Consider the following 18,669-nt stretch of genomic DNA (forward strand, 5'->3'; position numbering starts at 1 on the left):
TGCGATACGGCTTCGTGCCGGGAATGGGCGGGGATGACGGCAGGACTTGAGTCGCGACGTCTGGTGGTCTACGCGATCGACCCGATTCGGACACATCTCGATGAGCATGTCGTCAACGCACTCAGGCACCTGGAGGCGCTGGGGAGCGTCTTGGTTTCGGCTCCGCGCAGTCTCCCCGTAGCTGACAGGGACAGGCTGGACTCGTTGGTCGATCACGTCACCGAGTCGCCGTCCTCGGTTTTTGCATCTGAGACTTACGGCCAGATCATCAGTGACTCGGGCCTCGAGGTGAGTCGATACAAAGAGGTCGTCCTTACCGGCGATGGCTGGTTCGGTCCCGTCGCTGACTTCGGTCCCACTGTTGAGCGCATGGCGTCGTCGGGCGCGGACGTCTGGCAGCTCGCGGAGAACCTTCATGACAACCCCGAAGAGGACTTCCCCGACGAGGGATTCGCATCTAGGTCTCGCCCCTGGATCTGGACAAGCGTGAGCCCTTCGCTTCTGAACTCGCCGATATGGCGTGCAGCATGGTCCGAGGCAGGCGATGACGACGAGGCCTTCGAGCAGCGTTTTGGTCGTGCGTTGGCTGCTCGGGGTGCGCGGCTGGCCTATGCCTTCCGGGCCTCCGCTTTTGCGAGCGGTGACCCGCTGCTCTACGACGCGGTCAGGATGATCGAGGCCGGCTGCCCGGTGGTCGGGCGCCGCCAATTCGAGATGTTCCCCGCTTTCCTCGACCAGCGCGCTATCGTCGGCCGCGACACTCTGGACGCCGTCGCAGCGACGGGATATCCCGTCGATCTCATCCTCGGCGCGCTGGTGCGCTCAGTCCCTCCTCGAGCGCTCGCAACCAACCTGGGGATGCTCGAGGTGCTTCCGGACAAAACCTCGGCGGATGAGGGCGCCATCGCCGCTCTGAGGGTGCTGGCAGTCGTGCACGTCAGCGACGTGGTCGCATCAGCCGACGTCTTCGAGCGATTGGGCAACCTTCCACCTGGCTACGACCTGCTAGTGACGGTTTCCGATGGCATGACCGCCGCCCGGCTACAGCAGGACATCGAAATGAGCGGTGACATCGGCTTCGCCCGTCTTGAACTCCGCGTGGTCCCTCCCAGTCCCGGCCGGGACATGAGCGACTTCTTCGTCGGATGTCGCGACGTGCTTCTCGAGGGCGGTTACGACATCGTCGTTAAGGTTCATTCACGCCGCATCTCGCGCAAGACGATGAACGTTCGTCGTTACTTCCGGCGCTACCAGGTGGAGAACCTGCTCAACTCGCCTGAATACGTGCGCAACCTTCTCACCCTTTTCTTACGCGAGCCTGGCCTCGGTCTGGTGTTTCCACCGATGATGCACATCGGCTACGGCACGATGGGCAACGGATGGGCGGGTTTAAGCGGTGCCGTCGATCGTTTGCTGCGCGAGCTGAAGGTGACCACACCAACCGACTCGGGTTCGCCGCTCGCGCCGTACGGCGGGATGTGGGTCGCCCGTCCAGAGGCGTTGCGGCGGATGCTCTCCCGACGCTGGAAGCATTCCGACTATTTCGCCGCCTCGCGGGCGCTCGAGCTGGCCCACGCTCAGGAGCGCACAATAGTCTTAGCCGCTGCCGAGGACGGCTTCCACGCGCGAACTGTGCTCACCGCCGAACACGCGAGCATTAGCCACACGGCGCTGGAGTATAAGGTCGACGCGCTGTCGCCTCAGCTCCGTGGCTACCCTCTCGACCAGATTCGATTCCTCCGTCGCATGGGGTCCATGTCGTTCGGCGGGCCGATCGCGGTCGCGCGCATGTGGCTCACGTTCCGTTACCCGAGGGTGTCCCGCCTTCTCTCCCCGATTTACACCCTCGCCCGCCGCGCTTATCAGTTGGCGCGTTTCGCGCGTCGGGCCGTGCGGATCGTTTTGAAGCGGCTGGCCGACAGCGAAATGGAAGTGCGATGAAAACAGCCGAGCTCGTCAGCTCTCCCGCTAAGCCGGCCTACGACTTCCCGGCCGGGGGGCGCCGACTTCTCGTTTACGTGGTCTACGACCCGCGCGGCGACGTGGAGGATTACATTCCGTTCGCGTTGGAGGCTCTCCGCGGCTACTGCGGGCACGTGCTCGTGGTCGTGAACGGCGAGCTCACCGACGTGGGCCGGGCCAAGCTCGAGCCTGTCAGCGACCGCATTCTCGTCCGGGAGAATCGCGGGTATGACGTCACCGCATACAAGGATGCGATCTTCTACCTCGGGGACGAGCTGGAGGAATGGGACGAACTGATCCTCGCCAACGACACCTGGTACGGGCCGATCCGGGACTTCGAGCCCCTGTTTGAGCGAATGAATCGTCGTCCGCTTCACTTCTGGGGCATGACCGATCACGCGCGTGTCGAGCCCAACCCCTTCACGCAGGTCGGATATCTGGCGTACCACCTGCAGTCCTACTGGGTGGCGGTCCGGGCGCCGATGCTCCGTTCCGAGGAGTGGGCGGCCTACTGGCGCGATCTACCGGAACTGGTGACATACGCGGATGCCGTCGTCAAGCACGAGGCGGTTTTCACCGAGCACTTCGTCGACCGCGGCTTCATTGGAGAAGTCGCCTACCCGACCCTTACCGATCGCATCGAAAATCACGCCGTACTCTACGCCGAGCAGCTCCTCGAGGCTGGCTGCCCTACGCTCAAACGGAGGCCGTTCTTCCAGTGGCCGGTGTACCTCGATCACCTGGCAGTGGTCGGCAGGTGGACGCTCGATGCCGTCAGAAGGTATGGGTATCCGATCGAACTCATCTACTCGGATCTGGCCCGCAACGTCGAGCCGCGCATCCTCAATGCGGACGCGGCCATGCTGGAGGTGCTCCCCGACACCGACCTCGGGCGTTACGACGCGGACGCGCCGTTCCGTATTCTTGCCGCCGTCCACATTTTCTACCCGGAAATGACCGGTGAAATCCTCTCGAGGCTCGAGCACCTTCCCGGCCCTTTCGACTTGATCGTGACTACTCCGGAGGTCGACCGGGCCGAGATGATTCGCGAGGAGTTGACGAAGCGTCATCCGCGCGGATCGGTCGAAGTACGTGTGGTTGCCTCCAACAATGGTCGCGATCAAGCCGCTTTCCTGATCGGCTGTCGGGACGAGCTTCTCGGCGGCCGGTACGACCTGGTGGTCAAGCTTCACTCCAAAAAGACTCCGCAGGACGCCGCGAACGTGGGCAGGCACTTCAAGGAGCAATTGTTCGACTCACTCCTGCGCTCGCCCGGCTACGTGGCCAATCTCGTGGCTCTGTTCCAAGAGGAGCCTGGGCTGGGCATTGTCTTCCCGCCGATGGTGCATATCGGACATCCGACGATGGGACATTCGTGGTGGGAGAACAAGCCCGCGTTCGTCCAGCTGGCTGCGCGGCTCGGCATTAAGGTCCCCGTTGACGCCGGGTCTCCTCTTGCGCCCTACGGCTCGATGTTCATCGCTCGGCCGGCCGCACTTACGCCGCTCCTCGAGGCCGATTTTACGTTCGAGGAGTTCGGCGGACCAGAGGCCTACCAGGACGGTGGCCTTGCCCACGTACTGGAGAGGCTACCCGTGTATGCCGCGGGGGAGCGCGGATTCCATGCTCGTACAGTGGCCTCGGCACGCTATATCGGCACGAGCTACACCGCGCTCGAATACACCATGGACCAGATCTCGAGGACCCTTCCGGGGCGGCGAACCATGGATCAGATCGAATATTTGAACAAAGCAGGGCCGTTCGACTGGGGCACGACGAGCGACTTCGTGGAGGTCTTCGCGCGGGTCGCTCCTGCCGCACTAGGTCGCCGGGTCCGCATGGTATTCGGTCTCGCACAGAAGGTGCGTAGAAGGATTGGTTGGTTGCGCGGGTCCCTCGCCCGACGAAACCAGCGACATTAAGCCGGGGTCCCTGCCGGCCAGGTTGTCTTCGGGCTCCCGGGCAACGGTGGGGGCTTCGATTCCGACGGGGATTTGCAGGGCGCCACGTTCCGGTCCGTCTCTCGGGGATTCCGACTCGATCGAGGATCAGACCCATTGGATAGCGAAGAAGCCCTTCGAGAGCGCCGGTCTCGCGGTGAGAGGCGAGCGGGACATGCCTGGATGACGCCAGCCGCGCTCGGCGCTCCTTAGGGGCGCCCGGCTGCTTCGCGGCGTCGTTCGAGGATCCAGCGCCGCAGCTTGATGATGGGCCGCAGCACGCGGCGCACGCGGGCTCCCGTGCCGGGGCGGTTCAGGCGCAGGTAGACCCGCGCGAAGTCGCGCAGTCGACCCGTGCCGAGGTGCCCGGACGCGCGGACGAACTCGATCCGCTCGGCGTCGTCGGCGCCCGGCAGGGTGAGCCGGAACTCGCCGAGCAGGTTCTCGAGCGAGCTGTGGCTCACCGCGATGTACTCGCCGCTTGCGACGGTGCGCGTGTGGTAGCCGAGCTCGGCCGCCGCGTAGCTCGGCACCCGCTCGAGCGTGTGCGCGAGGCCACCGTCGCGGTACGACTCGGCGCCGCCGAAATCGGAGTACTTCCACGGGTGCTGGATCAGCAGCCGCAGCGCCTCGGGGCGCGCGACGTACATCGATCCGAACGGGGCCAGCGGTGACACATCGTCGAGCGGAACCGAGATGCCGAGGCGCGCGTTCATGCGGCGGACTGGCTGTTTGTTCGCCCACCACGCCTTGCCGAGGGTGGGGTAGCCGATGTGGATCATCGGCGGGTACACGATACCGAGGCCCGCCTCGCGCTGGAAGAGCGCGACGAGGTTCGCGGCGTACCCGGGGGAGCCGAGCAGGTTGGTGTACTGCTGGTGCTTGAAGTGACGGCGGATCGCGAACCTGTCCTGGACGGTCTTCTTCGAATGCACCTTCACGACGATGTCGTAGAGCCCGGAGGTCAGCAGATCGCGGCAGCCGATGAGGAACGCGCTCTGGTCGCGTCCGTCGTTCTCGACGACCCGGATCTCGACGCTGCCGCGCGCGGTGCGGGCATCGAGGGAGCCCCGGATGGCGGCGGCGCGTCCGGCATCGGGGGTGGTGACGACGAGGTCGTAGTCGCCCGGCAGCGTGTCGGCGCGGTCGAGGATCTCGTCGGTCATGTCGGGGTAGTAGATGTGCGCCGTCACAAGAGTGCGCAATGGGCGGCTGGCGTCGTAGGCGACGTCGACGTCGGGCAGGACCTCGAGCATCGCCGCGTTCGTGTTGAGCACGCGCGGCTCGACCCGGCGCGAGAGATCCGACCAGACGAGGCCCATAGGGTATCCGCGGCGCTCGAGCTCGTCGAGCGTCCAACGGTCGATGGTCGCATGCCGGTCGAGGATCCACGGGCCGTGGAAGAACGGCCGGCGTTTGAGCACGGGAGAGCCGTCTCGCAGCAGCAGGTCGGCGTGGAACAGCGAAGCGTTCGGAGTGGGGTAGGCGCTCGCCGGGTATGCCGCGACACCCGTGAAGCCGAGGCGGGTGAAGTGGCCGGTGAACGGGATCTCGTGCGTGAGGACCGCGTCGTTGTAGAGGCGCAGCGGGCCGAGTTCGCGCCAGTAGGTGCTCCACTCGGCGCTCTGATGCAGGTCTCGGCGGGCGGCGATCCAGTAGGACTGCAGGTGCGCCGGCAGTACGCCCGTTCCGGTCAGCGGGTTGGGGGTCTCCTCGCCGTGCTCCGTGATGCCCCAGAAGTGCACGGGTGTCGCGTCCATCCGCTCGAACAGGTCGTCGAACGAGTCGACCGGCCCGAACCAGGTGTCGTTCGTGAGGACGACCTCGTCGTAGTCGGCGAGAGCCGCGCCGATGTGATCGAGCCCGGCACGCTGGGCGGCGATGTCGAAGCCCTCGTTCGGGCGTACGAGTACCTCGTCGGCCACGCGGGACAGGGCTGCCCGCGCTTCTCCCGTGACGGTCCCGTTCGCGACGACCAGGACTTTCGCACTGTGCGCGCGCAGGGCGGCGAGGGCGTGCAGCACGTACTCGGCGACCTCGCCGCGCTCGTCGTACATCGCGTAGATGACGAGCCGCTGCCCGCCGGACGGGAACATCGGGGCGGCGGCGGTCATCGTCGTCCTCCGCGGACCCTGTTGCGCAGGCCCATCAGGCGGCCGGCCACGCCGGGGTGGTTGAGCGAGAGGTAGGTCTTCGCGAGGGCGCGCAACCCGGCTCCGCCGCGCAGACCGACGCGCTGGAGCATCTGAATCTGGTCGAGCGGGTAACCCCAGGTCGAGGAACCGAGCTGGTCGACCTTGTACTCGAGCGAGGTGTGGCTGATGGACGCCTGCCGTGGGTCGAGCACCGTCCGGTGATGGAACCCGAGCTGGGCGGCGGCGGGCACGAGCACGGAGCCGAGAAGGTGCGAGCCGACCCCGGAACCGACGAGTTCTTCGTCTGATAGCAGGAGTCGGAGGGCCGCCGGGCGCGCGATCCAGGATCCGGCGTCGGGGGCGAGCGGGTATTCGCCGTCGCTGGGCACGCGGATGTCGAGGCGTTCACGGAGTGCGCCCAATCGGCCGAAGTCCACCTGTTGAGTCGGTTCGGGCGAGCCGATCCCGACCGTCGGCGGCAGCACGATTCCCAGTGTTGACTCGGCCTGGAAGAGCGCCAGCACATTGGATGCGTGGCCGGGTGAACCGAGCAGTGAGTCGAGCGCGTGGCGGGCACGGTAGCGATCGGAGTTGAACCGCGGGTCGTGGCGCGACAGGGCTGTTGCGTTGACCGCCAGCACCAGGTCGTAGTCCTGCTGGGCGATGAGGTCGCGGCAGGCGTCGAGCACGCTCTCGGTGGCGCTCGCGGAGTCATCGGCGACGACGACTTCGACGTTGCCGGGCACCGTGCCGCGTGCGAGCCGGGCGGCGGCCTCCTCGGCGACGGCAGCGGAGGTGGTGACGACCAGGTCGTAGGGAATGGGAAGGGATCCCAGGCGCCTGAGAGCGTCGTCGAGCGACTCGGTGTCTTCCGCGTGGATCACGGCGAGCAGGTGCGGCGGACGTACGCGATCGAACCCGGTGTCCACGTCGGGCAGCACCTCGAGCAGACCCGCGTCGGCGTTGAGCACCTCAGGTGCCGTGGTGCGGGCGAGGTTCGACATCGCGAGTCGCAGCGGGTAGACGCCGTGGCGGGCGACCTCCTGGAGCGTCCAGCGACCGATGACGGCGTGACGGTGGAAGTAGGCGGGGTAGTGGTGGAAGATCCGCCGTTTGAGCAGGGGGCAGCCGTCGGCGATGAGCACATCGGCGAGCAGGATGGAGGCGTTGCCGGGGCCGTAGGGTTCGGCTGGGAATGCGGTTCCGGAGGTGAAGCCGGCGTTCTCGAAGTGCTCGGTGAAGCGCAGTTCGTGCAGCGAGACAGCATCCCAGTAGCTGTTCATGGGCGGCAGGTCGCGCCAGTAGTCACGCCAGGCGTCGGACGAGATCATCGAACGGCGGGCGGCGATCCAGAACGACTGCAGGTGGCGGGGGAGTGCGGCGCTGACACCGGGGATGGCGGCCTCTGCCGGGTGCTCCGTCATGCCCCAGAAGTCGAGCGCTCGAGCATCCATCTTCTCGAAGACGGGGGCGAACTCACGAACGGGCCCGTACCAGGTGTCGTTGGTGAGGACGACCTCGTCGTACTCCGCGATGGCGTCGCCGAGGTGGTCGATGGCGTGCTTCTCGGCCCAGATGTCGAAGCCCTGGTTCTCGCGGACGAGCACGGTGTCGGAATGCGCCATGAGGACACGGTGCCCGGCCTCTTCTACCGTGCCGTTGACGACGACGAGCAGGTGGGCGGAGTGCGCGCGCAGCGCGTCGAGGGCGAACGGGACGAAGTCGTCGACCACGCCCTGCGGGTCGAAGAAGACGTAGATGACGAGGCGTCGGCCGTCAGCGGGGAACGCGGTCGGACCGGTCGGCGGGGTCGTGGTGAGGTCGCTCATCCAGGAATGCGTGAGGGGTGCAGCCGGGAGCGTCGCTCCACGGCGAAGACGAAGCCGCGCATGCAGCCAGTCTCGCGCATCCCGCCCGCACCCGTCGACTCAGCGTGTGCTCCTCCCGTGAATCTTCGGACGTCGAGTAGGCCCGCAGGGCCGTACCGAGACGGCTCGAGCAGCGGCGAAGCCGCGTATCGAGAGCAACAGCCCAATATCAGCCGCTGTGAACGTGTAGTCAGCGGCAGGTTCGGCGGTGGCAAGGCGTCAGTGGTCGAGTGAGCCGCTGGTGCCTGGGCTGGGACGATGACACCGTATGAAGGATGAAGAGGGCTTCCTATGTCTTCCTCGGTGCGGTCGCACTGGCGATCGTCGCACTAGTCATCGTCGCTGCACTGGTGGAACGCTATAGCTGAGTTCGTGGACGACTCCGCGCTCGCGCCCGTTCGTCGTGCGTGGATCCAAACCGCCATCGTCGCTACGGTCGAACGATGTGGGAAGCCGAGTCAGCCGCGTTCGCATTGGTCAAAGAAGCCGAGCAGGCTCTCCTCCGGTCCGCCGTGCGCGGGGATAAGGAGCAGCTTGCTTCGCTGTTGTCCCCGGACTTCGCAGAGATCGGGCGTTCGGGACGGCGTTGGACGTCCGACGAGATCGTCGAAGCCTTGGAGGCCGAGGAGCCGCGGCCGGCGCCCGGGACCTCGGAGTGGCTGTACAACCAGCTCGGACCCGACCTGGTGCTCGTCCAATTCCGCGTCCATCGCGCAGAGGGCGATAGCCGGCATACCTCGCTGTGGGACACCAGCGGCCACGACGGCTCGGTGATGCGGTTCCACCCGGGAACGCCGGTCCTGCCGAGTGGGTGAAGCCTGCCGACCGGAGTTTGCAGAATAGATACATGATGAACCTCTTCGGAACCGACATCGCCGCCGAACTCGAGCTGGTCGAGAAGCACTGGACCCCGCGGGTCGTCGGGCGGGTCAACGATCAGTACATCAAGGTTGCGAAACTGCTCGGGGAGCTCGTCTGGCACGCGCACGACGCGGAGGACGAGATGTTCCTCGTCGTGTCGGGTCGGCTCCGTATCCAGCTCGAAGGCGGATCGGAAGTCGTCCTCGAGCCAGGGCAGTTCTACGTTGTGCCGCGCGGAGTGCAGCACAACCCGATCGCCGAAAAAGAGGTTCAGATCGTCCTCATCGAAACGGTCACGACCGCCCACACGGGAGACGTGACGGTCGAGGGAACAGTGCCCATCGACCAGCAGGTCGGCGACTTCAGCTGATCTCAGCTGCTACGTCGGGGCAGGAGGTCCTCTTTGCGTGCTTCTCCGGCAACTGCCAACACGACACCGCCTATGCCGAAGATCCAGAGCAGACAGCCCCCGATCGTGAGAGCTGGAGGCGGGTAGACCGTCCTCGTCTGGCCAACCGGGTTGGTGAAGATACAGGTGACTCCCGCGGGGAAGAAACGAACGTCGGGCTCGCTCTTCATCACCGAGAGTCGCTCGGGGTAGCGGTGTTCGCACACCATGGAGGCGGGTTCATGGAATTCGCCCACGGCTGCGACCCCGGTCGGCGTGATCATCACAACGAAGAGGAGGGCGCAGATCGCTGCCCAACGACGGTAGAGCGGGCGTCGCGAGCGCAAAAGGCTCAGTTCTCTTTAGAGATGGGCGTGATGTGGAAGCCCAGCTGGCTGTTCCAATCGCGGATCACCTGTCGCTGGGCTTCGTCGCAGGTGTAGCCGTACCCCATGCTCAGATCTGCGACTCCCTTGTCCACGGGGAGATTGTAGGCACCCCGAACGGCCGCGCATCAACCGCCGATGGGAGCGGCGAATCTCCGCTCGGTTTCCGTCGTTCACTGAAGTCCGGCAAGCTAGACGTCATGCGTGGCATCATCCTGGCCGGGGGTACCGGTTCCCGGCTCCACCCCATCACCCTCGGGGTTTCGAAGCAGTTGATCCCGGTTTACGACAAGCCGATGGTCTACTACCCCCTCTCCACCCTGATCGGCGCGGGCATCCGCGAGGTGCTCGTCATCACGACGCCGCACGACCGTGCGCACTTCGAGCGCCTCCTCGGCGACGGAAGCCAGTTCGGCATCGACATCACCTTCGCCACCCAGGACGAGCCCAACGGTCTCGCCCAGGCGTTCGTCATCGGTGCCGACTTCATCGGCGACGACTCGGTCGCGCTGGTCCTCGGCGACAACATCTTCTACGGACCGGGCCTCGGCACCCAGCTGGGTCGCTTCCACGAGATCAAGGGCGGTGCGATCTTCGCCTACTGGGTCGCGGATGCCACCGCCTACGGTGTGGTCGAGTTCGACTCCGAGCATCGGGCCGTCTCCCTCGAGGAGAAGCCCGAGAAGCCCAAGAGCAACTACGCCGTCCCCGGCCTCTACTTCTACGACAACGACGTCATCGAGATCGCCGCCGGTCTCGAACCGTCGGCCCGCGGGGAGTACGAGATCACCGACATCAACCGCGCCTACCTCGAGCGCGGCGACCTCATGGTCGAGGTCCTCCCGCGCGGAACCGCGTGGCTCGACACCGGCACCTTCGACTCGATGAGCGACGCGACCGAGTTCGTGCGCACCATCGAACGCCGCCAGGGTCTCAAGATCGGGGCCCCCGAGGAGATCGCCTGGCGACTCGGGTTCCTCACCGACGACGAGCTGCGCGCCCGCGCCGAACCGCTCGTGAAGTCGGGATACGGCCGCTACCTGCTCGAAATCCTCGCCAGAGGGAAGGACGCCTGATGTCACGCCTGCTCGTCACCGGCGGAGCCGGCTTCATCGGCTCCAACTTCGTTCACCACGTGCTGGGCAACACCGGCCACTCGGTGACTGTGCTCGACAAGCTCACCTACGCGGGCAACCTGCACTCGCTCGACGGACTCGATCCCGCCCGCTTCACCTTCGTGCAGGGTGACATCGCCGACGCCGAGCTGGTCGACGGTCTCTTCGCCGACCACGACGCGGTCGTCCACTACGCCGCCGAGTCGCACAACGACAACTCGCTGAACGACCCCCGGCCGTTCCTCGACACCAACATCATCGGCACGTACACGCTGCTCGAAGCGGCCCGCAAGCACGGCACCCGCTTCCACCACATCTCGACCGACGAGGTGTACGGCGACCTCGAACTCGACGACCCCGAGCGGTTCACCGAGAACACCCCGTACAACCCGTCGAGCCCCTACTCGTCGACCAAGGCCGGCAGCGACCTGCTCGTCCGCGCCTGGGTACGCTCGTTCGGGGTGCAGGCCACGATCACGAACTGCTCGAACAACTACGGGCCCTACCAGCACGTCGAGAAGTTCATCCCGCGCCAGATCACGAACGTGCTCCGCGGAGAGCGCCCCAAGCTCTACGGCAAGGGCGAGAACGTGCGCGACTGGATCCACGCCGACGACCACTCGGCCGCCGTCCTCACGGTGCTCGACAAGGGTGTGATCGGCGAGACCTACCTGATCGGCGCCGACGGCGAGAAGACCAACAAGGACGTCGTCGAGGAGATCCTCGAGTACCTGGGCCAGCCCCGCGACGCCTACGACCTCGTCACCGACCGTGCCGGTCACGACCTGCGCTACGCGATCGACTCGACCAAGCTGCGCACCGAACTCGGCTGGGCGCCCCGCTTCTCCGACTTCTCCGCCGGCCTCGCGAACACCATCGACTGGTACCGCGAGAACGAGGCCTGGTGGGCGCCGTCCAAGGCGGGCGTCGAAGAGTTCTACGCGGCGAAGGGCCAGTAGCAGTCATGGAGTTCGGCGCGAAGCTCACCATCGAAGAGACCCCGATCCCCGGGCTTCTCGTCGTCCGCATCCCCGTCCACGGCGACTCCCGGGGCTGGTTCAAGGAGAACTGGCAGCGCGAGGCGATGATCGCCGCGGGACTGCCCGACTTCGGGCCCGTGCAGAACAACATGTCCCACAACGTCGAGGTCGGCATTGTCCGCGGCATCCACGCCGAGCCGTGGGACAAGCTGGTCTCGGTCGCCCACGGGCGTGTGTTCGGCGCCTGGGTCGACCTGCGCGAAGGCGACAGCTTCGGCTCGGTCTTCACCACCGAGATCGACCCGTCCGTCGCGGTCTTCGTGCCCCGTGGTGTCGGCAACTCGTTCCAGACGCTCGAACCCGAGACGGTCTACAGCTACCTTGTGAACGACCACTGGAGCGCCGACGCGCAGTCGCGCTACACGTTCCTCAACCTCGCCGACGAGACGGTCGCGGTGCCGTGGCCGCTCCCGCTCGACGAGAAGAAGATGTCCGCGAAGGATCTCGCGCATCCGCGTCTCGCCGACGTCACGCCCATGGAGAGCAAGCGGACCCTCGTGACCGGCGCGGGTGGGCAGCTCGGCCGCGCACTCCGCGAAGTCCTCCCCGACGCGCACTTCGTGACCCGCTCCGAGCTCGATCTGACGGATTCCGCAGCGGTCGACGCCTGGCCCTGGCGCGATTACGACCGGGTGATCAACGCCGCCGCGTACACGAAGGTCGACGAGGCCGAGACTCCCGCCGGGCGCCTCGGAGCCTGGGCGGCCAACGCGACCGCCGTGGGTCGCCTCGCCCGCGTCTCGGCTGAGAATCAGATCACCCTCGTGCACGTCTCGAGCGACTACGTGTTCGACGGCACCCACGAGGTGCACACCGAGGAGGAGGCGCTCGCGCCGCTGGGTGTCTACGGGCAGTCGAAGGCCGCGGGCGACGTCGCCGTCGCAACGGTCCCGCGGCACTATCTGCTGCGCACGAGCTGGGTCGTCGGCGACGGAGGCAACTTCGTGAAGACCATGGCGAGCCTCGCCGAGCGCGGCATCGACCCGTCGGTCGTCGACGACCAGGTCGGGCGCCTCACCTTCACCGCCGACCTCGCGGCCGCCATCGTGCACCTGTTGTCGACGGACTCGCCGTACGGCACCTACAACGTGTCGAACTCCGGCGCGCCTCGCACCTGGGCCGACATCGCGAGCCGCGTGTTCGAGATCCTCGGCCACGACGCGAACCGGGTCACGGGAGTCTCGACCGAGGAGTTCTTCGCGGGGAAGTCCGCCGCGCCGCGTCCTCGGAACAGCGTGTTCGATCTCTCCAAGATCGAGGCGACCGGTTTCTCGCCGCGCGACGGCGACGTCGCCCTCGTCGACTATCTCGGTGCCCGCTGACGCCCGACGGCCGGTGAGACCGGGGGAACGTCCTCCCCAGTAGGAGGGGAACCACCCGGTCAGACCGGGTTTCCGCAGTGCCGCGCCGCTATCGTGTCAACGTGAGCGCAGCCGAACCCGTGTCCTCAGGCGCGCCCGCCGGGGTCATCGCCGGCGCCGAGGGCCGAGGCGGACGTCGTCGACGGCGTCGTCTGATCCTGCTCATCATCGGCATCGTGCTGCTCGTCCTGGTCGCCGCCGTCGCGTGGCTCGGGTTCCGGGTGATCCAGGTCAAGGACTCCCTCGAGCGCGCGCAGGGGCTCATCGGCGATCTGCAGTCGCAGGTGGCATCCGACCCGGGGAGCCTCGTCGGCACGGTCGGCGAGATCACCGACGCGACCGACCAGGCGCGAGCCGGATCGAGCGATCCCGTGTGGCGGGTCGCGGAGATCGTGCCGGTCCTCGGCCGCAACCTCACCGTCGTGCGCGAACTCGTCGGAACCGTCGACGATCTGGCCGACAACGCGCTCGAACCGCTCGCAACGGTCGCCGGTCAGCTCGACTCGAGCGCTTTCAGTCCGGTGAACGGACGCATCGACCTCGCGCCGATCGCCGACGCCGCCGTCTCGGTCGCGGCAGCGGACGACGCCGTGCAGACCGCGCGGACGACGGTGAACGGGATCGACGCCGACGGCACCCTCGAACCTGTGGCATCGGCGCGCGACCAGCTCGTCGGGGTCCTCGGCGACGCCGCCTCCCTGACCTCGGGCCTTCGCGCCGCCACCCAGCTGCTCCCTCCGATGCTGGGTGCAGACGGCCCGCGCAACTACGTGCTCATGATCCAGAACAACGCCGAGGCGCGCGCGCTGGGCGGCAACCCGGCGGCTCTCGTGCTGCTGACGGTCGACGACGGCGCCATCTCGATCACCGGGCAGGGGTCGAGTCCCGACTTCCGCGCGGACCGTTCGCTGGTCCCCGATCCCGCGATCTACGACGCCTACTACCCGCATTTCCCGAGCTTCATCACCGACATCACCACCCGCCCCGACTTCCCGACCGCAGCCTCGCTCGCGAAGTCGTTCTGGGAGAAGTACAAGGGCGGGACGGTGGACGGGGTCCTCTCGCTCGACCCGGTAGCGCTGTCCTACCTTCTGAAGGCGACCGGCCCGGTCGCCCTCATCACCGGGGATCAGCTCACCAGCGACAACGCGATCTCGCTCCTGCTTTCCGACGTCTACGCCCGCTATGAGGATCCGAGGCTGCAGGACGCGTTCTTCGCATCCGCGGCGGCGGAGGTGTTCTCCGCCATCACGTCGGGGAACGTCGACGCGTCAGCGCTCCTCGCCGGTCTGCAGAAGGCGGGAGCCGAACGTCGGCTGCTGCTCTGGAGCGACCGCGAGGACGAGCAGAGCATCATCGCGACGACACCGATCGCCGGCATCCTGCCCACCAGCAATGACGAGACCACCGCCGTCGGCGTCTACTTCATGGACCGGTCGATCTCGAAGATGGACTACTACCTGGACACCTCCGTCACCTCGGCCTCCGACCAGTGCACCGCGGATCAGCCCACGTTCACCGTCTCCGTGACGCTCACCTCCGCGATCGATCAGGCGACCGCGGATTCGCTGCCCTCGTACGTGGCGAGTGAAACCTTCGGAGGCGGGACCTTCCAGACCGACGTCTACACGCTGGGTCCGGTCGGGTCGACCTTCGAGGCGACGGACTCGCCGGACGCGGTGATCTCGGGCGGTACCGACCTCGGACGCCCTGTGGTCGGTCTGAACGTGCTGCTGGCCCCGGGCGAGTCGCGGACGGTGGAGCTGACGTTCCGCGGGGAGCCGGGTGCCGAATACGGCCCGCTCGCGACCTGGACCACGCCGATGGTGCGACCGACGCTCGTCAGCGAGTCGACGCCCGGCTGCTGACGGCGGAACCTCAGCCGACCTCGGTCCGGCGCAGTCCGCGACGCCAGCTCAGCTCCTGGGCGGCCTTGACCGCGCAGACCACGAACAGGAACCAGCCCCATTCCGTGAGGATGGCGCTCTCCGCAGCCGACACGAACGCGAGTGCGACCAGCACCAGCGCCGGCCAGACGTGGGCGACGTTGCGTCGGTTGGATGCGACGATCCAGGAACGGGTCAGGGCGAGGCCGAGGAACGCGACGAAGATGACCAGCCCGATGAGACCGAGCTGGAACCAGACGTCGATGTAGGCATCGAGCGCCGACGTCGGGATGCGGCCGTTGGTGGTCCGGATCGCGAGGAACGGCAGGACGTCGGGGCGCCAGCTGCCCGCCCACCCCCACCCCTCGGTGAAGTGCAGCTGGGTGAGCGCCCAGGTCTGCCGCCAGAGAGACAGTCGGACCTGCAGCTCTCCGCCCGCGTTGAAGAGGCCGACGATGGGACCGCGGGCGAAGTAGGCGACCGCCGCCGCGACGACGGCGAGGATCCCGAACCCGATCTGCGTACCCTGACGACGCTCCGCTGGCGTGCGCCTGATCAGCAGGAGCGCGACAGCGGCCAGCGCGACGACGAGACCGGCGAACGAGGCGACGGGGGACCGGGTGAGCACGAAGACGACCCCCGCCAGCACCAGGGAAGCGATCGTCGTCTCCCGGCGGACGGACCGCGTGCCCGACTCGACCGCGAAGGTGATGACAGCGATCAGCGTGATGAGGCCGAGCATGTTGCGCGACCCCATCAGGCCCTGGATCGGGCCGCCGATCGCGATGTTGCCCAGAACCCCGAGGAACTTGATCGGCACGTCGAAGATGATGCCGGAGAGGATCTCGACGGCGAGAGAGACCCCGAGCACGAGGCGGAACACATCGCCGAACGCCCGCACGATCTGGATCAGATCGCGACCGATCGCGACGAACACCGCGAGCAGTCCGACGACCACCTGGTAGAGGACTCCCGACACCGTCGTCCACTGGTACTGACTCCAGAGTGTCGAGACGATGCTCCAGCCCACGAATGCCAGCAGGGTGACGGGCAGGATCCCGAGCCACTCGAACTGGTCCCGCCGCACGTAGAGGACCGCACCTGCCATCACCGCGAGCGTCGCCAGGGCGGCGATCAGGCCGGGCCATCCGATCATGCTGCGCACGGCATGCGTGAGCAGCACCGTTCCGATCGACACCGTGGCCAGGACGGCGGAGAACCTCGGGGATTCGAGCACGTCGACGACGGCCCGCAGGTGCGGGTGGCGCGGTGCTCGAGCGGAGTTCATGGGGCCCAACGCTACCGAAGGAGGCCAGCGGCGGCGGTTGCGCAACGGCCCGTGGCCCGCTTACTGGGGCGGAGTCGTCCGCTTTGCTTCATCAGCTCCGTCGGGCTGGCGTTCGCCCTCATGTTCGCGCCCGACGGTGAGCGCGAGGATCAGCAGCAGCGCCCAGTTGCCCTCGTAGAGCAGCCGACTCTCGGCGATGCTCTGGGCCAGCAGGGCCACGAGCAGCAGGATCGGCAGGACCGCGCGCACCCGGATCGCCCTGACCAGGGTCGTGACGAGCAGCCCGACGAAGAGGATCAGACCGATCACTCCCAGCTGGAACGCCACGTCGAGCAGCGCATTGTGCGCCTGCAGGTAGATGACCCCATTGCGCGGCGCGAGGTCGGCGAAGAGCGGGATCCAGGGCTGCCAGTACCCCGTCCATCCCCAGCCAGCGACGGGGCGCTCGCCGAAGAGGCCCAGGACGGTGGTCCAGATGTCGACGCGTCCGGTCAGGTCCGGGCTCTTTCCCAGCAGATCGAGCAGAGCGCCGCGCAGCGCGAACACCAGCGCGACCGCGGCGAGGACCCCTGCCGCCATCACGATGCGCGCGATCAGACCGGAACGGAGGCGCTCGCCACCGGGGGTGCTGCGCACGGGCCAGCGCGCACCGATCGCGAGCGCGATCGCCACGACGGTGACGAGCACCGCGGCGACCAGGACGGTCGAGGAACGGGTGAGGGCGAGCACGACCACCCCGAGGGCCAGCGACATCAGGGCAGCGTCCCGGGAGACGACGGAGCCGCGCAGAACGGTCGCGGAGATGATGACGACGAGAAGGGCCACGAACCCGAGCAGGTTCGCGTTGCCGAGGATGCCCTGGATAGGACCGCCCTGGAACAGGAGGTCGCGGCTCCAGTAGAACGCCTGCGGGATCTTCTCGCCCGGCACGACGTCGATCGGGAAGACCGGGAGCACGGGTCTGCGCACGAACAGCGACACCACGAGTTCGAAGAGGAGCGAGAGCACCAGCGTGCCGGTCAGCGCGAGCAGCAGGGCCCTCAGGATCCTCGCCCTGTCGAGTCGGACCAGGAGGGCGATCGACGCGACGGTGGGTGCGGCGAGCACGACGATGCCGACGACGGTCCCGCCCGGGTAGGCGCTCCAGGCGAGCGAGGCGACGACCCAGACCAGGAAGGCGACAAGGTAGGTGCGCGGTTCGGTGAGCGCGCCGACGAGCGAGGTCGGTCGCCTCGGCAGGTCGCGCCGACGGGGCGCCGTCACCAGGGCGATGATCGACAGCACGAGCAGGACGAGCGCCCAGGCGGCGAAGCCGTACCAGCTCAGCGTGTTCCGGATCGCCTCACCGGCGAAGAGGGTGAAGAACACGGCGACGGCGAGCACGAAGTACCTCGTCTGAGCCGCCATGCCCCTAAGAGTAGGAGCACACCGCTTCCGCACTCCCCATTGAGGGCGGCGGACGGCGCGGTCTCCGCCGGCGGAGACCGCAGGAGGGGAGCGGATCGGGACCCACCCGCCCCGCCCGACCTCGAGCGATCCGGAGGGCCGGTCCGTCGGGTGGCCGGTCCTGCGGCAATATGGAGGACATGTCTGAACCAGTCGCCCCTGAGACCACCGGAACCGATGTCTGGAGCGGTGACTGGCAGCCCCGACTCGTCGCCTTCGATCTCGACGACACCCTGGCGCCCTCGAAGTCGCCCGTCGATCCCCGCATGCTCTCCCTGCTCGTCGACCTGCTCGATGTCGCCGAGGTGTGCGTGATCTCGGGCGGCCAGATCGCGCAGTTCCGCAGCCAGCTCGTCGACCGGCTCGACGCCGTCGAGTCTCTCGATCCGGCGAAGCTCACGCGCCTGCACCTCATGCCGACGTGCGGAACCCAGTACTGGCGCAACGAGGGAGGCGACTGGGTCGAGGTATACGCCGAGAACCTGTCCCCCGAGCAGATCCAGGAGGCGTTCGACTCCCTCGAGACGCGCGCCAAGGAGCTCGGTCTCTGGGAGAGCGAGACCTGGGGCCCCATCCTCGAGGACCGCGGATCGCAGGTGACCTTCTCAGCCCTCGGCCAGGCGGCGCCCGTCGACGCCAAGCGCGCCTGGGACTCGTCCGGTGAGCGCAAGAACGCGCTCCGCGCCGCCGTCGCCGCCGACCTGCCCGACCTCGAGGTGCGTTCGGGTGGATCGACCTCGGTCGACATCACCCGGCGCGGCATCGACAAGGCGTACGGCATGCGCAAACTGGTCGAGATCGTCGGGATCCCGATCGAGGAGATGCTCTTCGTCGGCGACCGGCTCGACCCCGACGGCAACGACTACCCGGTGAAGGCGACGGGCGTCCGCGCGCACGCCGTCGAAGGGTGGGAGGACACGGCGTCGCTCATCGAGCGCGTCATCGCCTCCGCGCACCACTGAATCGACCGCTGATCAGCGGCTGACGACGGGT

At 67.2% G+C, this 18,669-nt stretch carries 14 protein-coding genes; 9 read left to right on the plus strand and 5 right to left on the minus strand.

From position 1 onward, the window contains the following. Nucleotides 1-33: 33 nt before the first annotated feature. Together DDQ50_RS05210 and DDQ50_RS05215 are read left to right on the plus strand one after the other, a co-directional pair. Nucleotides 34-1,941 carry a rhamnan synthesis F family protein gene (locus DDQ50_RS05210; protein WP_116755600.1) on the plus strand — a complete coding sequence of 636 codons (1,908 nt, stop codon included), beginning with the start codon at nucleotides 34-36 and terminating at the stop codon, nucleotides 1,939-1,941. Beyond that, nucleotides 1,938-3,884 (plus strand): rhamnan synthesis F family protein, encoded by a 1,947-nt coding sequence (locus tag DDQ50_RS05215; RefSeq protein ID WP_116755601.1) that lies wholly within the window; start codon nucleotides 1,938-1,940, stop codon nucleotides 3,882-3,884. The genes DDQ50_RS05210 and DDQ50_RS05215 overlap by 4 nt, the downstream gene beginning before the upstream one ends. A gap of 227 nt (nucleotides 3,885-4,111) precedes the next feature. On the opposite strand, the gene DDQ50_RS05220 is transcribed toward DDQ50_RS05215, so the two are convergent. Next, on the minus strand, nucleotides 4,112-6,016 hold the full coding sequence (locus tag DDQ50_RS05220) for a rhamnan synthesis F family protein (protein WP_116755602.1): 1,905 nt from the start codon (nucleotides 6,014-6,016) through the stop codon (nucleotides 4,112-4,114). Beyond that, a complete protein-coding gene (locus tag DDQ50_RS05225; RefSeq protein WP_116755603.1) occupies nucleotides 6,013-7,866 on the minus strand; it encodes a rhamnan synthesis F family protein in 1,854 nt (617 codons plus the stop codon). Before DDQ50_RS05225 ends, DDQ50_RS05220 begins: the two co-directional genes overlap by 4 nt. Nucleotides 7,867-8,348: 482 nt before the next feature. On the opposite strand from DDQ50_RS05225, the gene DDQ50_RS05230 reads away from it, so the two are divergent. Together DDQ50_RS05230 and DDQ50_RS05235 are read left to right on the plus strand one after the other, a co-directional pair. Next, nucleotides 8,349-8,720, plus strand: a complete 372-nt coding sequence (locus DDQ50_RS05230) for a nuclear transport factor 2 family protein (RefSeq protein ID WP_116755604.1) — start codon at nucleotides 8,349-8,351, stop codon at nucleotides 8,718-8,720. Nucleotides 8,721-8,752: 32 nt separating this feature from the next. Then, complete coding sequence (locus tag DDQ50_RS05235; RefSeq protein WP_116755605.1) at nucleotides 8,753-9,136, plus strand: cupin domain-containing protein; 384 nt, start codon at nucleotides 8,753-8,755, stop codon at nucleotides 9,134-9,136. A gap of 370 nt (nucleotides 9,137-9,506) precedes the next feature. Here the strand turns inward: DDQ50_RS05235 and DDQ50_RS17595 are convergent, their stop codons facing one another. Further along, a complete protein-coding gene (locus DDQ50_RS17595) occupies nucleotides 9,507-9,635 on the minus strand; it encodes a hypothetical protein (protein ID WP_276308378.1) in 129 nt (42 codons plus the stop codon). 105 nt (nucleotides 9,636-9,740) lie between these two features. Between DDQ50_RS17595 and rfbA the strand changes: the two genes are divergently transcribed. The 4 genes from rfbA to DDQ50_RS05260 all read left to right on the plus strand — a co-directional run bounded on the left by rfbA (nucleotide 9,741) and on the right by DDQ50_RS05260 (nucleotide 14,924). Beyond that, the gene (rfbA, locus tag DDQ50_RS05245) at nucleotides 9,741-10,616 is read left to right on the plus strand and encodes a glucose-1-phosphate thymidylyltransferase RfbA (RefSeq protein WP_116755607.1); all 876 of its coding nucleotides are present in this window, start codon (nucleotides 9,741-9,743) and stop codon (nucleotides 10,614-10,616) included. Continuing rightward, complete coding sequence (rfbB, locus tag DDQ50_RS05250) at nucleotides 10,616-11,614, plus strand: dTDP-glucose 4,6-dehydratase (protein ID WP_116755608.1); 999 nt, start codon at nucleotides 10,616-10,618, stop codon at nucleotides 11,612-11,614. Before rfbA ends, rfbB begins: the two co-directional genes overlap by 1 nt. A gap of 5 nt (nucleotides 11,615-11,619) precedes the next feature. Continuing rightward, the gene (locus DDQ50_RS05255; RefSeq protein WP_116755609.1) at nucleotides 11,620-13,017 is read left to right on the plus strand and encodes a sugar nucleotide-binding protein; all 1,398 of its coding nucleotides are present in this window, start codon (nucleotides 11,620-11,622) and stop codon (nucleotides 13,015-13,017) included. A 101-nt stretch (nucleotides 13,018-13,118) separates the two neighbouring features. Beyond that, complete coding sequence (locus DDQ50_RS05260) at nucleotides 13,119-14,924, plus strand: DUF4012 domain-containing protein (RefSeq protein WP_133245910.1); 1,806 nt, start codon at nucleotides 13,119-13,121, stop codon at nucleotides 14,922-14,924. Nucleotides 14,925-14,934: 10 nt separating this feature from the next. Here the strand turns inward: DDQ50_RS05260 and DDQ50_RS05265 are convergent, their stop codons facing one another. Together DDQ50_RS05265 and DDQ50_RS05270 are read right to left on the minus strand one after the other, a co-directional pair. Further along, nucleotides 14,935-16,230 (minus strand): O-antigen ligase family protein, encoded by a 1,296-nt coding sequence (locus DDQ50_RS05265; protein ID WP_116755611.1) that lies wholly within the window; start codon nucleotides 16,228-16,230, stop codon nucleotides 14,935-14,937. A gap of 60 nt (nucleotides 16,231-16,290) precedes the next feature. Then, nucleotides 16,291-17,637: an O-antigen ligase family protein gene (locus DDQ50_RS05270; RefSeq protein WP_116755612.1), complete on the minus strand. Its 1,347-nt coding sequence runs from the start codon at nucleotides 17,635-17,637 to the stop codon at nucleotides 16,291-16,293. 179 nt (nucleotides 17,638-17,816) lie between these two features. Here DDQ50_RS05270 and DDQ50_RS05275 point away from each other — a divergent pair, with 179 nt between their 5' ends. Beyond that, nucleotides 17,817-18,638 (plus strand): HAD-IIB family hydrolase, encoded by an 822-nt coding sequence (locus DDQ50_RS05275; protein WP_116755613.1) that lies wholly within the window; start codon nucleotides 17,817-17,819, stop codon nucleotides 18,636-18,638. The last annotated feature ends 31 nt before the right edge of the window (nucleotides 18,639-18,669 follow it).

The organism is Amnibacterium flavum, from assembly GCF_003097495.1.
Lineage (GTDB): Bacteria > Actinomycetota > Actinomycetes > Actinomycetales > Microbacteriaceae > Naasia > Naasia flava.

Bases quoted from the DNA above. Each gene is read 5' to 3' on its own strand.
- DDQ50_RS05225 (WP_116755603.1), bottom strand. From the start codon at position 7,866: ATGAGCGACCTCACCACGACCCCGCCGACCGGTCCGACCGCGTTCCCC.
- DDQ50_RS05275 (WP_116755613.1), top strand. From the start codon at position 17,817: ATGTCTGAACCAGTCGCCCCTGAGACCACCGGAACCGATGTCTGGAGC.
- DDQ50_RS05230 (WP_116755604.1), top strand. From the start codon at position 8,349: ATGTGGGAAGCCGAGTCAGCCGCGTTCGCATTGGTCAAAGAAGCCGAG.
- DDQ50_RS05210 (WP_116755600.1), top strand. From the start codon at position 34: ATGACGGCAGGACTTGAGTCGCGACGTCTGGTGGTCTACGCGATCGAC.
- DDQ50_RS05265 (WP_116755611.1), bottom strand. From the start codon at position 16,230: ATGAACTCCGCTCGAGCACCGCGCCACCCGCACCTGCGGGCCGTCGTC.
- DDQ50_RS05255 (WP_116755609.1), top strand. From the start codon at position 11,620: ATGGAGTTCGGCGCGAAGCTCACCATCGAAGAGACCCCGATCCCCGGG.
- DDQ50_RS05220 (WP_116755602.1), bottom strand. From the start codon at position 6,016: ATGACCGCCGCCGCCCCGATGTTCCCGTCCGGCGGGCAGCGGCTCGTC.
- rfbB (WP_116755608.1), top strand. From the start codon at position 10,616: ATGTCACGCCTGCTCGTCACCGGCGGAGCCGGCTTCATCGGCTCCAAC.
- DDQ50_RS05235 (WP_116755605.1), top strand. From the start codon at position 8,753: ATGATGAACCTCTTCGGAACCGACATCGCCGCCGAACTCGAGCTGGTC.
- DDQ50_RS05270 (WP_116755612.1), bottom strand. From the start codon at position 17,637: ATGGCGGCTCAGACGAGGTACTTCGTGCTCGCCGTCGCCGTGTTCTTC.
- rfbA (WP_116755607.1), top strand. From the start codon at position 9,741: ATGCGTGGCATCATCCTGGCCGGGGGTACCGGTTCCCGGCTCCACCCC.
- DDQ50_RS05215 (WP_116755601.1), top strand. From the start codon at position 1,938: ATGAAAACAGCCGAGCTCGTCAGCTCTCCCGCTAAGCCGGCCTACGAC.